Consider the following 13,789-nt stretch of genomic DNA (forward strand, 5'->3'; position numbering starts at 1 on the left):
GTATTAGCTGAGAAAAAATCTTGACAAACGCATGTATATGATTGCAATTTGACAGTCATTCGAATGACAAAAGCTTATATTGCAGAAGCGTGAAAATCTATACACAAACTCTGTGGATAACCTTGTGGGTAAACTTTGAATAAACAAAAAAAACGTTTTAGCGACAATCATGCTGTTAAGTTGCTTAAAAATTAATCAATTTAAATTCAATAAAATCAATAAGTTATGTATTTTTTGATATTCTAGGTCGTCTGAAAATAAAATTTCTAAGTAAAACAAAGCGCTGCAAAGGTGTGTACAAATTTCCGTTGACAACTGAAAAATTATTAAATTTTTGTCAATCGCGTTACAATAGCCGTTTATTTTGAACACTCGAACCAGACATCATGAAAGCCAGTCAATTTTTTATCTCTACTTTAAAAGAAGCACCTGCGGAAGCTTCGCTTGCCAGCCATCAATTAATGCTGCGTGCCGGTTTGATTAAATCGGTGGCGTCGGGTTTGTATACTTGGATGCCGATGGGCTTACGCGTGTTGCGTAAGGTGGAAAACGTGGTGCGCGAGGAAATGAATCGTGCCGGCAGTGTGGAATTGCTGATGCCGGTGGTGCAGCCTGCTGAATTGTGGCAGGAATCTGGCCGCTGGGAGTTTTACGGTAAGGAATTGCTGCGCTTGAAAGACCGTAAAGATGCTGATTTCTGTATGGGGCCGACTTGTGAAGAAGTGATTACGGATATTGTGCGCAAGGAAATCAGCAGCTACAAGCAATTGCCGAAGAATTTTTACCATATCCAAACCAAATTCCGTGATGAAATCCGCCCGCGTTTCGGTGTGATGCGCGCGCGTGAGTTTGTGATGAAAGATGCGTATTCGTTCCATGCGGATTTTGAATCTTTACAGGCGACTTATCAGGATATGTATGATGCTTATTGCCGTGTATTCAACCGTTTAGGCTTGGATTTCCGGCCTGTTGCAGCGGATACGGGCAGCATCGGCGGTACCGGTTCGCATGAATTCCAAGTGCTGGCGGAAAGTGGTGAAGACGTGATTGCCTATAGCGATGCGTCTGATTACGCGGCGAATATTGAATTGGCGCCAACGCTGCCTTTGAGTGGTGAGCGTGCGGCAGCGCAAGCGACATTGGATAAGGTTCATACGCCGAATGTGAAAACCATTGCGGCCTTGGTGGAATTTTTAAATATTCCGATTGAGCAAACGCTGAAATCGATCGTGGTTGAAGGCGAAGAAGAAGGCGAAATCGTGTTGCTGCTGTTGCGCGGCGATCATGAGTTCAACGACATTAAAGCGGAAAAATTGACCGGTGTGAAATCTCCTTTGAGTATGGCGGCTCCGGAAGCGATTTTGGCGCAATTCGGTGCCAATGGCGGTTCTCTGGGGCCTGTTGGCTTCAAGGGCAAGATTTATGCCGATTTTGCCACTGAAAAAGGTGCGGATTGGGTGATTGGTGCCAATGAAGACGACTACCACTACACCGGCTTTAACTTCGGCCGCGATTCGGCAGAGCCTGAATTTGTCGATTTGCGTAATGTGGTGGAGGGCGATGCCAGCCCTGATGGACAAGGCCGTCTGAAACTGGCGCGGGGTATTGAAGTGGGGCATGTGTTCCAATTACGCGATAAATATTCTAAAGCCTTGAATGCCACTTTCTTGGACAACAATGGCAAATCGCAAATCATGGAAATGGGCTGCTACGGCATCGGCGTGACGCGTGTGGTGGCAGCGGCCATTGAGCAAAACCATGACGAACGCGGCATCATTTGGACGTCGGCTATGGCTCCATTTGAGGTGGTGATTGTGCCGATGAACTATAAAAAATCCGAAGCAGTGCGTGAAGCAGCTGACCGTATTTATGTCGAACTGCAAGCGCAGGGTGTGGATGTGTTGCTGGACGATCGCGATGAGCGCGCCGGTGTGTTGTTGAACGATTCTGAATTGTTGGGCATTCCGCACCGTATCGTGATTGGCGACCGTGGTTTGAAAGAAGGCAATGTAGAATATGCACAACGCCGTGATACCGAATCGCAAAGCATTGCGACTGGTGATGTGGTGGCTCAAGTTGTAGCTGCGCTGAAAGCTTAAGTATTTATTGTAATTTATATTAACAGGCCGTCTGAAGCGAATAGTTTCAGACGGCCTTTATTGGTTGATACGAAAGATAGCAAAAAACAGGGCAGAAAACATTCTGCCCTGTTTGATGTTAAATTCAGATTAAGGATTATTCCTTATCTTCTTTTTTATCATCTTTTTTCGGTGCCGGTTTTTTCGCTGCCAAACCTAAGGATTTTTGCCATTCGGTCGGGTTTTTCACCAAATCCAAAGCTTTGCGTAATTGGTCATCTTTGGCCGGATTCGGTGTGCGGCGGGCGATGATGTCTTCTTCTTTTTCCTTGTCGGTTTTCGGTTTGGCTTCTTGCTTCAGGGCTTCTTCAACCGTTTCAGGGATTTCGTTGCTGCTGTTGACGTCGGCGCCGCCCAAAGGATTACCGATATGGCCGATTAAGTCGGCTTCGCGGCTTTCATAGGCGCGGTCTTTGTCTTTCACTTCCACGTCCGGCACAATGCCTTGCGCTTGAATCGAGCGGTCGTTTGGCGTGTAGTACAAAGCAGTCGTCAATTTAACCGCGCTGCCATTGGACAACGGAATCACGGTTTGCACTGAACCTTTACCAAAACTTTGTGTGCCCACGACTACGGCGCGTTTGTGGTCTTGCAGCGCACCGGCCACAATTTCCGAAGCGGAAGCAGAGCCTGAGTTAATCAATACCGTCATCGGAATAGTTTTTAATTCGGCAGGTAAGCCATCAAGCGGGTCTTTGCCGCTGGATAAGATGTAATCTTCAGGCGTGGCTTTTAATACCATACCGGCTTTGCCGTCGCGGCCTTTGGTGCTGACCACATTCACATCATTCGGCAGGAAAGCAGCCGATACGCCAACTGCACCGTTAAGCAGGCCGCCGGGGTCGTCACGTAGGTCTAAAATCAAGCCTTTTAATGGCGCGCCGTTTTGCTTGGTTAAATCTTTTGCAGCATCGTTGACACCGGCAATGGTGCGCTCTTGGAACTGGGTCACGCGGATGTAACCGTAGCCCGGTTCGAGCAGGTGATGGCGTACGCTTTTCACTTTGATGATGGCGCGGGTCAGATTCACCACAATGGGTTTGTCGGCATTTTTACGCGACAGGGTCAGGGTGATTTTGGTGCCCGGTTTGCCGCGCATTTTTTTCACGGCTTCGCTCACGGTCAGACCGCGGGTTGACGTATTGTCGATTTTGACGATGAAGTCGCCACTTTTCACACCGGCACGCTCGGCCGGTGTATCTTCAATCGGGGCAACTACTTTGATGAAGCCGTCTTCTTGGCCGATTTCCATACCCAAGCCGCCAAATTCGCCGCTGGTGTTTTCTTTCAGGTCGGAATAGCCTTTTTTATCCATGTATTCAGAATGCGGGTCAAGATCGGCAACCATGCCTTTCATCGCGCCTTCGAATAATTCTTCATCGGATTTGTCTTGGTAATAATTGGCTTTGATTTGGCCGTAAACTTCAGCCATGGTGCGGATGGATTTCACCGGCAAAGATTCGTCTTTAGCGCTTTTTTCGGCGGCAATGCTTTGAACGCTGAGGCTGAGTGCCACGCCGCTGAATGCGCCCAAGGTGTAAAGTGCAACTTTTTTCAAAGTGGATTTCGACATTATTGTTAACTTTCTTTGTGTGCTTTGTGAGGCCGTCTGAAAAATTAGGCTATTTTCAGACGGCCTAAGTCATCGTTCGTGGAACTTTAGGCGATTTGGCCCGATGAAACAACCGTTTTAGGGTAAAAAAATGCTAGCAACTGTTTGTTTGACACGAAATCATGCTTTTTTATCATGCGATTCAATGTTCAGGCGGCCTGAGACCTTTGTAAAATCTTCAGATTTGAGTACAGTTCGAAGTTAGATCAGCACAGAAAGCGAAGATATATCAATTAGATAGGCAATCTTTCAAGCAGCGCATAACGAAGAAATGTGCCAAAGATGAAGATTTTGCAAAGGTCTCAGCCTTAATATGCTTTGAATCTGCATATTAAGGCCGTCTGAACATCAATTAATCCAAGAGAGTGGATTCATGTTTTGGCCGTTGTAGCGGATTTCCAAATACAGGCCTTCTTCGCCACTTGGCAGGGTGCCGCTGGTACCGATTTTATGGCCTTGGCCGACGCTGTATCCTTTCACCACGCCGATTTCGCTCAAGCCTGAATATACGCTGACGTATTTGTCGCCATGATCGACCACGACCACATTGCCGTAGCCTTCTAGTTCGCTGGCATATACCACATTACCGGCGGCAATGCTGTTCACCGCAGCAGGTGGCGTGGTGTAGAACACGCCTTTCCACATTTCGCCGCTTTCACGCTGATGGCCGAACAAGCCCGAGAGCATACCGTTGACCGGTTTTTTCAGACGGCCTTGCATACGGCTGAAGCTGTTTGGATTGCTGATGGTGACAAAGCTGCCTGATTTCGGTGCTTGCAGCTTCATGTCTTCATCGGTGAGATTCGACATAGCGGCACGTTCTTTCGCAGCTTGCTCTTCTTTGGCTTTGGCAGCTTGGCGGGCTTTTTCGGCAGCGGCCAAACGCGCTTCCGCTGCTTTTTTACGCGCTTCGGCTTCTTTTTTGCGCTGCTCGGCTTTTTGTTTGTCCAAATCTTTAATCAGATTGTTCAAACGCTGCTCGTTGTCTTTTTGGGTCACTGATTTTTTTGCGTCTTTGGCCATCGCGGCATTTTGGCGGCGGCTTTCGACTTGCTCAGGGGTATTTTTTGCGCCTTGTTTTTTCAACGCTGCTTGCGCATTGGCCTGCAGGCGTTTCAGACGGCTTAATTCATTGTTGATTTTGTTTTCTTGCGCGGCCAATTCTTTTTGTTGCTTGGCTAAGTCCGCCATCACTTTTTCATTAGATGCATTGATGTAGCGGGTATAACGCAGGAAACGCGTTTTCTGGCCTGGCTCGGCATTTTTTAAGAATAGGGCAACGGCATTCGGTTGGCTGTTTTTATAATTTCCGGAAACAAAACGCGAGATCTGAGCACGAGTGTTGCCCACTTCGGCTTTGAGGCGGGTTAAATCTTTATCCAATTGTTGCAATTTGTTCCATGCATCGCGCTGCTGGCGGTTGATGTTGGATAAGCTGTTGCGGGTTTGTTGCAGCTTTTTCAAATCAGCATTCACGCGCACCAAGAAATCGGCCGTGCGTTTGTTCAAAGCTTGCTTGGAGTTCAAATCATTAGTGGCGGCGCTGACGGTGGCGCGTAATTCGTCGCTGTCTTTGCTTGGTGCGGCAGCGGCTTTTTTATCATTGGCCGCATTGGCTTTAGCGACTGGTTTGGCTGTTTCTTTTTTATCAGCTGCTTTTTTTACCGGCTCTTTTTTAGCAGATTCTTTTTTAGCCGTTTCTTGCTTGGCAGGCTGCTTGGCCGCTTCTTTTTTATTGTCTTTTTTTGCTGCCGTTTCAGGTTTGGCGGCGGCTTTTTTGTTGGTTTGCTTGCTGTTGCTTTCTTTTTCTTTGGTTGATTCTTTAGTGTTTTTCGCGGCAGCTTTTTTCACTGGCTGTTCTTTGTTTTGGGCGGCTGCTTTTTTATTGTCTGCTGCTTTGGTGTTGCTTTTTTTGCTGTCGGCTTTATCGTCTTTTTTGGCAACGGCTTTGGCTTTTTCAGCCGGTTTGCTGTTTGCTTTTTCTTTGGTTTTAGTAGATGCAGTTTTGCCGCTGTCTTTTTTATCTTTGGCAGCGGTTTTTTTATCGGTGGCTTTGGCTGCTTCTTTTGGGGCGGTTGCTTTTTTGGTTTGGGTGTTTTTCTTCGTGGCAGCGGCTTTTTCTTTGGCCGAGTCGTTGGCTGAGAATGAAGGAGCGGCGAAACAGAGCAATAAGGCGAGTAAAAGAGGTTTGTAACGCATGATGTATTTTCTTAAAGTCATTAAAAGCAACAAGGCTCGATTATACTGAATTGTCAGTCTGTCTGAAAATCTTATTTAAACGCGTTTCACAAATGCTTGCAATCTTATTAAACGGTCTTATATAGTATCCGTAAATTTTATGGATAAAAAAAGCAGCGATGTTGAGAAAATTAGCGTTGGCCGCGATTGCAGCGGCATTGTTGGCCGCTTGCGGCGGCAGCGATTCGGATAAAATCGGTAAGGCCAGCACGGTATTTCATATGCTGGGCAAAAATGACCGCATTGAAGTAGAAGCGTTTGACGACCCTGATGTGCAGGGCGTGGCGTGTTACATTTCTTATGCCAAAAAAGGCGGTTTGAAAGAAACCGTCAATTTGGAAGAAGACGCTAGCGATGCTTCAGTGTCGTGTGTGCAGTCGGCCAATATCATTCGCTACAATGAAGCAGCAGTTACCAAGCCGAAGCAGGTGTTCAAACGCAGTGCCAGCGTGGCTTTCAAAAGCCAGCAGATTATCCGTTATTACGACCCGAAGCGTAAGGCTTTCGCCTATTTGGTGTACAGCGATAAAATTGTACAAGGTTCGCCGAAAAATTCTTTGAGCGCGATTTCATGCTTCGACGGGCAGCGCGTAGATGAAAAAGAAATCACCGGTTTGGCCAATAAAGAAGTATATGGTGCGTGTATTGTCGAAGTAGCGGCACCGGCACAACCTAAATAATCAAGAGAATATATGAATTTAGCAAACTATTTTTTGGTGGCCATGCCCAATATGGATGACCCGTTTTTCCAAGACAGCGTGATTTATCTTTGCGAGCATGACGAAGAAGGCGCATTGGGCATCATTATCAATAAGCCATCGCCGATTACGATGGACATGATTTTTGCCGTGAGCAACCGCAATATCCCGTTGCGCATGCAGCACGAAAGCGTGATGATGGGCGGGCCGGTGCAGGTTGACCGCGGCTATGTGGTGCATACGCCTTTGGGCAATTGGCAAAGCACGCTGGCGGTAACCGATAACGTGGCGCTGACCTCTTCGCGTGACATTATCGAAAATTTGTCCGAACCCGGTGCGGTAGATAAGGCTTTGGTGAGCATTGGTTATTCCAGCTGGGGCAAAGGGCAGTTGGAACGCGAATTGGCCGATAATGTGTGGCTGACCGTACCTGCCGATGAGCATATTTTGTTTGATGTGCCGTATGAACACCGCTATGCGGCTGTGTTTGAAAAGCTCGGCATTCAGCCTGACCGTTTGATTACAGGGGCAGGGCATGCATAAAGCACTCAAAGGTACGACGCTGGCGTTTGACTTTGGCGAAGCGCGCATAGGCGTAGCGCAGGGCGATGCCGAATTGGGCATGAGCCATCCGCTGGCAACTGTCACCGGCAACAGCAACGATGCCAAGTTTGAAGCCATCGCCAAGCTGGTGAAAGAATGGCAGCCGCGTCAATTGGTGGTCGGCCTGCCCACGCATACCGACGGCACAGAGCATGACTTAACACGCTTGAGCCGCAAGTTTGGCCGCCGTTTGCAGGGGCGGTTTAATCTACCGGTGTATTGGGTGGATGAACGCATGTCGTCGCTGTATGCCGAAAGTTTGCTGGCTGAAGCGCAGGTGTTTGGCCGCAAACAGAAATCGGTGTTGGACCAAGTGGCCGCGCAAGCCATTTTGCAGGGCTTTTTTGAAGGCGGTGCAGCGGAATATTTTAATGGTCGGGAAGCGGAAGACAGTAAATAAAAAGGCTTTTGATTGAGGCTGTCTGAAATAAACCGATTGTGCTGTGCAACATCTTTTCAGAAGGCCTGCGTATATTTGTGTTAAGAAAACAGGTAAACGCGCCAATGTTTGCTACACTCAAGTCGTTTCACAACAACACATCATTTAAAGGATACATCATGGCTTTAATGGATACTTTGTTGAACGTGGCAACCCAAGCCCTGAACAACAATAACAACGGCACCAGCCAAAACCCGCTGATCGATATGGCGATGGATTTGGTGCAACAGCAAGGTGGCGTGGGCAACTTGATTAACCAATTGCAACAAGGTGGCTTAGGCGAGGCATTGGGTAGCTGGGTTTCTACTTCTCAAGACAATGCGCCGGTTTCAGGCAACGAATTGCAAAGCGCCTTGGGCAGCGACGTGATTGGTCAAGTGGCACAAAAATTCGGTATGGACGGCCAGCAAGCCAGCGATTTGTTGGCGCAAGTGTTGCCAAATTTGGTCGACAGCGCCACGCCAAACGGTAATCCACAAGAAGCCGATGGTTTCGGTTTGGACGACATTGCGTCATTGGTGTTGAAAAACTTCATCAAATAAGCGCTAAAATGAAAAAACCTTGGATAAATCTTATCCAAGGTTTTTTAATCGATTAAAGGCAGTCTGAATATTCAGACTGCCTTTAATTACTTAATGGGTAAAGCTATACACCGCATAACCAATTACCGCCAAGGCTACCGTGCCCCAGCCCAGCATTTCGATGTAGTGGCGGATTTTATCCGCATATTTTTCACCGCCCCAAGCCGATAATCTGGCCACCAAGAAGAAGCGGGCAAAGCGGGAAATGGCGGCGGATAATACAAACGGCAAAAACGCCATGTTCATCACGCCGGCGCAAATGGTGAAGACTTTAAACGGAATTGGCGAGAAACCTGCCAAAAACACTACCACCACGCCCCACGTTTCAAACCAAAGCTGCGCCTGATCGAATTTGGCCTGCAAGCCCCAACTTTGAATATAGCCCGATACCCAATCAAAAGCGAAATAGCCGACGGCATAGCCAATCATGCCGCCCAAAACTGATGCCAGCGTGGTATATACTGCAAAGCGCAAGGCTTTTTTCGGCTCCGCCATCGACATCGGAATCAACATCACATCCGGCGGCACAGGGAAGAAAATGGCTTCGATAAAGCTGACAAAACTCAACCAAAACGGCGCAAAACGGTGTTTTGACCATTGCAGCGTTTTGTCGTAAACGGTTTCAAAAATTTTCATTAAAGGGCTTTCAAACAAGAAAAACGGCGGCCATGCACAAAGCCTCCGTCAAAATCAGCGAGCATTTTAAACCAAATGCAGGCTTAGACAAGAAAATTTTGCTTAAGTTTGCAGGCCGTCTGAAACCTTGATACAAGCCGCCAAAACAACGTAAAATAACTCCGATTCCCATACAGGCCAAAATATTTCCGTGAACCAGCTTATTTTCGATTTTGCCGCACACGATTACCCCAGCTTCGATAAATTTCTCGGCACCGAAAATGCCGAGCTGGTGTACGTTTTGCGGCATAAACATGGCCAGTTTATCTATGTTTGGGGTGAGCAGGGCGCAGGCAAAAGCCATTTGCTGCAAGCATGGATTGCCCAAGCCTTGGAAGCCGGTAAAAATGCCGTGTACATCGATGCTGCCGTTCACCCCTTAACTGAAAAAGCCTTTGATGCCGACTATTTGGCCATCGACCAAGTTGAGCGGCTGAATAATGAAGAACAAGCCCTGCTGTTTGCCATTTTCAACCGCTTTCGCAACAGCGGCAAAGGCTTTCTACTGCTTGGTTCCGAATACACCCCGCAACAATTGGTGATTCGTGAAGATTTACGTACCCGCATGGCTTATTGCTTGGTTTACGAAGTGAAACCCTTAACCGACCAAGAAAAAATCGATGCCCTAGCCAGCATGGCCGCCGCGCGACAAGTCACCATCGACACCGAAATCTTCGAATACCTCTTAAACCATTGGCGGCGTGACATGGACAGCCTCGTGCAAATGCTCGACACGCTCGACCATTACGCTGTGATGATGGGCAAACGCATCACCTTACCGCTTTTGCGCCAACTTTTAAAACAACAGGAAACAGAATGAAAAACCTCGCCATCTTCGACCTCGACAACACCTTAATCAACACCGATTCCGACCACACATGGCCGCAATACCTGATGAAAAAAGGCTTGGTCGATGTCGAATACACCGAAGCGCAAAACGAAAAATTCTACCAAGATTACCGCAATGGCTGCTTGAATATCGATGAATTTCTCAAATTCCATCTTGCTCCGTTGAAAGAATACAGCATGGAACAATTGGCTGAAATGCATCGCGAATTTATGGCCGAATTCATCACGCCGAACATCACGCCGATGCAGCGTATGCTGGTGGACAGCCACAAAAATGCCGACGACGAATTATTGGTGATTTCGTCCACCAACGAGTTCATCATTACCCCGGTTTGTCACGCATTCGGCATTGAAAACGTCATCGGCACCCAGCTTGAAATCGGTGCAGACGGCCGCTACACCGGCAATTACCACGGCACACCAAGCCTGAAAGAAGGCAAAATCACCCGCCTGAACGAATGGCTGGCCGAGCGTGGCGAAACCTTAGATAGCTACAACAAAGTGTATTTCTACAGCGATTCCAAAAACGACTTGCCGTTGCTGCGCCATGTGAACGAGCCGGTGGCAGTGAATCCTGATGCCGAATTGTTGGCCGAAGCGCAAGAAAAAGGCTGGCCGGTGTTGAATTTTAAATAAAGGCCGTCTGAAATGCCCACATTCAAGCCTGTTATCATTACCACCACGACTGCCACGCGAGAAGAAGCAGAGAAAATCGGCATGGCTTTATTGCAAAACCAAATTGCCGCGTGCGTGCAGTATGAAGCCATCCGCAGCCATTATGTGTGGCAGGGAGAAGTGTGTTGCGATGAAGAAATCCGCGTGGTGATTAAATCTTCGCGTTGTCATTATAAAGCGGTGGAAAAGCTGATTTTGGCGAACCATAGCTACGATTGCCCACAAATTGTGATGCAGACGGTATCGCGCGGTTTATCGGCATATTTGCGCTGGATGAAGACGCAAATGGGGTTATAATAGCGGTTTATTTTTCAGACGGCCTAAATTAATGCTTGAGGCCGTCTGAAATGCTGTAAACCCAAATTGATTGAGAAAGAAAAACAAACCCATGTTCCGTACCATACTCGGCGGCAAGATTCACCGCGCCACCGTAACCGAAGCCGATTTAAACTATGTCGGCAGCATCACCGTTGACCAAGATTTGCTGGATGCTGCCGGTATTTGTGTTAACGAAAAAGTCGCTATCGTCAACAACAACAATGGCGAACGCCTTGAAACCTATACCATTCCCGGCGAACGCGGCAGCGGCGTGGTGTGCTTAAATGGCGCAGCGGCGCGTTTGGTGCAAAAGGGCGACATCGTGATTATTATGTCGTATGTGATGTTGTCTGAACCGGAAGTCGCCAACCATGAGCCAAAAGTGGTGCTGGTGGACGAGCACAATAAAATCCGCGATGTGATTTCGTATGAGCCGCCGCATACGGTGTTGTAATGCAAAAGGCCGTCTGAACGGTTGAAACTTTCAGACGGCCTTTCAATATTCAGTAGTTTTTAAATAGTGACGAGCGCCGTGATGTTCAGACGGCCTAGTAAAGGATTCAGCCATGAATGTTCAAATCAATCAAATTCAAGTCGGCAACGATTTGCCGTTTACCCTGTTTGGCGGCATCAATGTGTTGGAAGACATGGATTCCACGCTCAAAGCCTGCGCGCATTACGTTAAAGTAACCGATAAATTGGGCATTCCGTATGTGTTTAAAGCATCGTTTGACAAGGCCAACCGCTCGTCGATTCATTCCTTCCGCGGCGTGGGCTTAGACGAAGGCTTGAAGATTTTTGAAGCGGTGAAGCGTGAATTTAATGTGCCGGTGATTACCGATGTGCATGAGCCTTACCAATGCGCGCCTGTAGCGGAAGTGTGCGATGTGATTCAGTTGCCGGCATTTTTGGCGCGCCAAACCGATTTGGTGGTGGCGATGGCAAAAACAGGCAATGTCATCAACATCAAAAAGCCGCAATTCTTAAGCCCGTCGCAGATGAAAAACATCATCGAAAAATTTAAAGAAGCCGGTAACGACCAATTGATTTTGTGTGAACGTGGCAGCAATTTCGGCTACGACAATCTGGTGGTCGATATGCTTGGTTTCGGCGTGATGAAGAAAACCTGTGAACAAACGCCGATTATTTTTGACGTAACCCACTCGCTGCAAACGCGTGACTCTGGTGCCGCCGCTTCCGGTGGCCGTCGTTCGCAAGTGGTTGATTTGGCTTTGGCTGGTATGGCAACCCGTTTGGCCGGTTTGTTTTTGGAATCACACGAAAATCCCGACCAAGCCCGTTGCGACGGCCCGAGTGCATTACCGTTGGCACAATTGGAAGATTTCTTGCTGCGCGTGAAAGCAGTTGATGAAACGGTGAAATCATTTCCGCCGCTGGTGATTGATTAAGATTTTATGTGATTAAGTGAAAGGCCGTCTGAAAGTTAATATTTCAGACGGCCTTTTGATTTAAAGCGAAGGCTGGCTAATCATCACATCTGTTTCACCGCCCATACCGATATGCTGCCGCTGCGCACAGGGAACACTGCCCAGCCTTCGTCATCAATCTCAATTTCCGCATCGTGATGGCCAAGGTAATCGACAAAGGTTTTACCGGCATTGAGCACGCCGACGTGCATTCTTTTTTCTGCTTCGGCGCTGTTGCTGATGATGGCGGCTAAGCCGTTAGGATATTCTTCATTGCCTAAGCGCGTCCAGCCGATGCAGTTGGGGTTGTCTAAATAATCGATTTGTTCGCCATAGGCGTGATCTGCGCGCAAATAAAGTAATTTGTCGATGACCTCGCGGAAAGAAGCTTGGCCAAATTCGCCATCAATGCCGTAATAATCGCCGTAAAACACGCAGGGCAGACCGCGCTCACGCAGCAAGATAATGCCGTAAGCCATGGGTTTGAACCAATCATCCACGGTGGATTGCAGCGATTGGCCGCGCTGGGTGTCGTGGTTATCGACAAAGGTAACAGTTGAAGTCGGAATATGTTCGACCAAGCTGCCTTGAAAAATCTGCGTTAAATCATAGTCTTCACCGGCTTGGGCGGCATTGAAGAAATTCATATGTAAGCCAACATCGACCAAATCAAAGGTAAAATCGGTGCCGTTGAGATATTCGTCTTTAGTGCCGAAATCGCCGTGCCAATATTCGCCAAACACGTAAAATTCATCGCCATAAAGTTCTTTGGCGTATTGAATCAGCTCGCGCATGAAGTTTTGATCGATGTGTTTGATGGCGTCTAAGCGCAAGCCGGTCACACCGGTGGTATCGACAAACCATTTCAGCCAGTCGCGCACGTGTGCGGACACATCAGGATGCTTGTAATCGATGTCGGTAAACATTAAATAGTCGTAATTGCCATACTCGGAATCGACCGATTCGTTATCCGCCCAGCCTTTGTTTTCACCTAAAATCATGAAAACGCCGGTTTCTTCATTCTTGGCATCGTAATCGGTGCCGCTGAAATGGTGCCAGTGCCATTGGAAATCGCTGTATTGATTGTTGCGGCCGGGAAAGGTGAAATGCGTCCAGCCTTCGATTTCGTAAGGTTCCGAAATCGGCTGTTGGCGGTCGTCGGGATTCATTTTCAATACGGCAAAGGTCTCTTTTTCGTCACCACCGGCTTTGTGGTTCAACACCACGTCGGCAATCGGGCGGATGCCTTTTTCTTTTAAAGCGGCGATGGCGTGAAGATATTCGTCTTTGGTGCCGTATTTGGTGCGGATAGCGCCTTTTTGGTCGAATTCGCCCAAGTCGTATAAATCATAAATGCCGTAGCCGACATCGTTGGTGCCGGTGGCTTTGCAGGCGGGCGGCAGCCAGACTTTGCTGATGCCGATGTCGGCCAAATGTTGGCTGTCTTCGGCCAAGCGTTGCCAGTGTTTGCCGTCATCGGGCAAATACCATTCGAAATATTGCATGATGGTTTGATTTTTCATGGGCGACCTCTGA

Annotated in this window: 14 protein-coding genes; 10 read left to right on the plus strand and 4 right to left on the minus strand. The window is 48.0% G+C overall.

Annotation, left to right across the window (positions count from 1 at the left end; translation table 11 throughout):
- Positions 1-386 precede the first annotated feature (386 nt).
- Entirely contained in the window at positions 387-2,099 is a 1,713-nt protein-coding gene (locus ACM67B_RS04485; RefSeq protein ID WP_416190325.1) for a proline--tRNA ligase, read from the plus strand.
- Positions 2,100-2,235: 136 nt separating this feature from the next.
- On the opposite strand, the gene ACM67B_RS04490 is transcribed toward ACM67B_RS04485, so the two are convergent.
- Positions 2,236-3,711 carry a S41 family peptidase gene (locus tag ACM67B_RS04490; protein WP_416190326.1) on the minus strand — a complete coding sequence of 492 codons (1,476 nt, stop codon included), beginning with the start codon at positions 3,709-3,711 and terminating at the stop codon, positions 2,236-2,238.
- A 387-nt stretch (positions 3,712-4,098) separates the two neighbouring features.
- Entirely contained in the window at positions 4,099-5,949 is a 1,851-nt protein-coding gene (locus ACM67B_RS04495) for a peptidoglycan DD-metalloendopeptidase family protein (RefSeq protein ID WP_416190327.1), read from the minus strand.
- A 158-nt stretch (positions 5,950-6,107) separates the two neighbouring features.
- Here ACM67B_RS04495 and ACM67B_RS04500 point away from each other — a divergent pair, with 158 nt between their 5' ends.
- From ACM67B_RS04500 to ACM67B_RS04515, 4 genes are all read left to right on the plus strand, one after another.
- Positions 6,108-6,668, plus strand: a complete 561-nt coding sequence (locus tag ACM67B_RS04500; RefSeq protein ID WP_416190328.1) for a CreA family protein — start codon at positions 6,108-6,110, stop codon at positions 6,666-6,668.
- Between the two features lie 12 nt (positions 6,669-6,680).
- Positions 6,681-7,229, plus strand: coding sequence for a YqgE/AlgH family protein (locus ACM67B_RS04505; RefSeq protein ID WP_416190329.1), 549 nt, complete (start codon positions 6,681-6,683; stop codon positions 7,227-7,229).
- On the plus strand, positions 7,222-7,689 hold the full coding sequence (gene ruvX / locus ACM67B_RS04510; RefSeq protein WP_416190330.1) for a Holliday junction resolvase RuvX: 468 nt from the start codon (positions 7,222-7,224) through the stop codon (positions 7,687-7,689). The genes ACM67B_RS04505 and ruvX overlap by 8 nt, the downstream gene beginning before the upstream one ends.
- Positions 7,690-7,847: 158 nt before the next feature.
- A complete protein-coding gene (locus ACM67B_RS04515; protein WP_416190331.1) occupies positions 7,848-8,270 on the plus strand; it encodes a YidB family protein in 423 nt (140 codons plus the stop codon).
- Positions 8,271-8,360: 90 nt separating this feature from the next.
- Here the strand turns inward: ACM67B_RS04515 and ACM67B_RS04520 are convergent, their stop codons facing one another.
- A complete protein-coding gene (locus ACM67B_RS04520; RefSeq protein ID WP_095503148.1) occupies positions 8,361-8,945 on the minus strand; it encodes a YqaA family protein in 585 nt (194 codons plus the stop codon).
- Between the two features lie 190 nt (positions 8,946-9,135).
- On the opposite strand from ACM67B_RS04520, the gene hda reads away from it, so the two are divergent.
- The 5 genes from hda to kdsA all read left to right on the plus strand — a co-directional run bounded on the left by hda (position 9,136) and on the right by kdsA (position 12,235).
- Positions 9,136-9,804, plus strand: coding sequence for a DnaA regulatory inactivator Hda (hda, locus tag ACM67B_RS04525; protein ID WP_095503147.1), 669 nt, complete (start codon positions 9,136-9,138; stop codon positions 9,802-9,804).
- On the plus strand, positions 9,801-10,469 hold the full coding sequence (locus ACM67B_RS04530; RefSeq protein ID WP_416190332.1) for an HAD family hydrolase: 669 nt from the start codon (positions 9,801-9,803) through the stop codon (positions 10,467-10,469). The genes hda and ACM67B_RS04530 overlap by 4 nt, the downstream gene beginning before the upstream one ends.
- A gap of 12 nt (positions 10,470-10,481) precedes the next feature.
- The gene (cutA, locus tag ACM67B_RS04535; RefSeq protein ID WP_416190333.1) at positions 10,482-10,805 is read left to right on the plus strand and encodes a divalent-cation tolerance protein CutA; all 324 of its coding nucleotides are present in this window, start codon (positions 10,482-10,484) and stop codon (positions 10,803-10,805) included.
- 91 nt (positions 10,806-10,896) lie between these two features.
- Positions 10,897-11,280, plus strand: a complete 384-nt coding sequence (panD, locus tag ACM67B_RS04540) for an aspartate 1-decarboxylase (RefSeq protein ID WP_416190334.1) — start codon at positions 10,897-10,899, stop codon at positions 11,278-11,280.
- A gap of 112 nt (positions 11,281-11,392) precedes the next feature.
- On the plus strand, positions 11,393-12,235 hold the full coding sequence (gene kdsA / locus ACM67B_RS04545) for a 3-deoxy-8-phosphooctulonate synthase (RefSeq protein WP_416190335.1): 843 nt from the start codon (positions 11,393-11,395) through the stop codon (positions 12,233-12,235).
- Between the two features lie 83 nt (positions 12,236-12,318).
- On the opposite strand, the gene ACM67B_RS04550 is transcribed toward kdsA, so the two are convergent.
- Positions 12,319-13,776: an alpha-amylase gene (locus ACM67B_RS04550; protein ID WP_416190336.1), complete on the minus strand. Its 1,458-nt coding sequence runs from the start codon at positions 13,774-13,776 to the stop codon at positions 12,319-12,321.
- Positions 13,777-13,789 lie beyond the last annotated feature (13 nt).

Source organism: Neisseria sp. CCUG17229 (assembly GCF_047839235.1).
In the GTDB taxonomy this organism is placed as follows: domain Bacteria; phylum Pseudomonadota; class Gammaproteobacteria; order Burkholderiales; family Neisseriaceae; genus Neisseria; species Neisseria brasiliensis.

Bases quoted from the DNA above. Each gene is read 5' to 3' on its own strand.
- ACM67B_RS04485 (WP_416190325.1), top strand. From the start codon at position 387: ATGAAAGCCAGTCAATTTTTTATCTCTACTTTAAAAGAAGCACCTGCG.
- ACM67B_RS04490 (WP_416190326.1), bottom strand. From the start codon at position 3,711: ATGTCGAAATCCACTTTGAAAAAAGTTGCACTTTACACCTTGGGCGCA.
- ACM67B_RS04495 (WP_416190327.1), bottom strand. From the start codon at position 5,949: ATGCGTTACAAACCTCTTTTACTCGCCTTATTGCTCTGTTTCGCCGCT.
- ACM67B_RS04500 (WP_416190328.1), top strand. From the start codon at position 6,108: ATGTTGAGAAAATTAGCGTTGGCCGCGATTGCAGCGGCATTGTTGGCC.
- ACM67B_RS04505 (WP_416190329.1), top strand. From the start codon at position 6,681: ATGAATTTAGCAAACTATTTTTTGGTGGCCATGCCCAATATGGATGAC.
- ruvX (WP_416190330.1), top strand. From the start codon at position 7,222: ATGCATAAAGCACTCAAAGGTACGACGCTGGCGTTTGACTTTGGCGAA.
- ACM67B_RS04515 (WP_416190331.1), top strand. From the start codon at position 7,848: ATGGCTTTAATGGATACTTTGTTGAACGTGGCAACCCAAGCCCTGAAC.
- ACM67B_RS04520 (WP_095503148.1), bottom strand. From the start codon at position 8,945: ATGAAAATTTTTGAAACCGTTTACGACAAAACGCTGCAATGGTCAAAA.
- ACM67B_RS04530 (WP_416190332.1), top strand. From the start codon at position 9,801: ATGAAAAACCTCGCCATCTTCGACCTCGACAACACCTTAATCAACACC.
- cutA (WP_416190333.1), top strand. From the start codon at position 10,482: ATGCCCACATTCAAGCCTGTTATCATTACCACCACGACTGCCACGCGA.
- panD (WP_416190334.1), top strand. From the start codon at position 10,897: ATGTTCCGTACCATACTCGGCGGCAAGATTCACCGCGCCACCGTAACC.
- kdsA (WP_416190335.1), top strand. From the start codon at position 11,393: ATGAATGTTCAAATCAATCAAATTCAAGTCGGCAACGATTTGCCGTTT.
- ACM67B_RS04550 (WP_416190336.1), bottom strand. From the start codon at position 13,776: ATGAAAAATCAAACCATCATGCAATATTTCGAATGGTATTTGCCCGAT.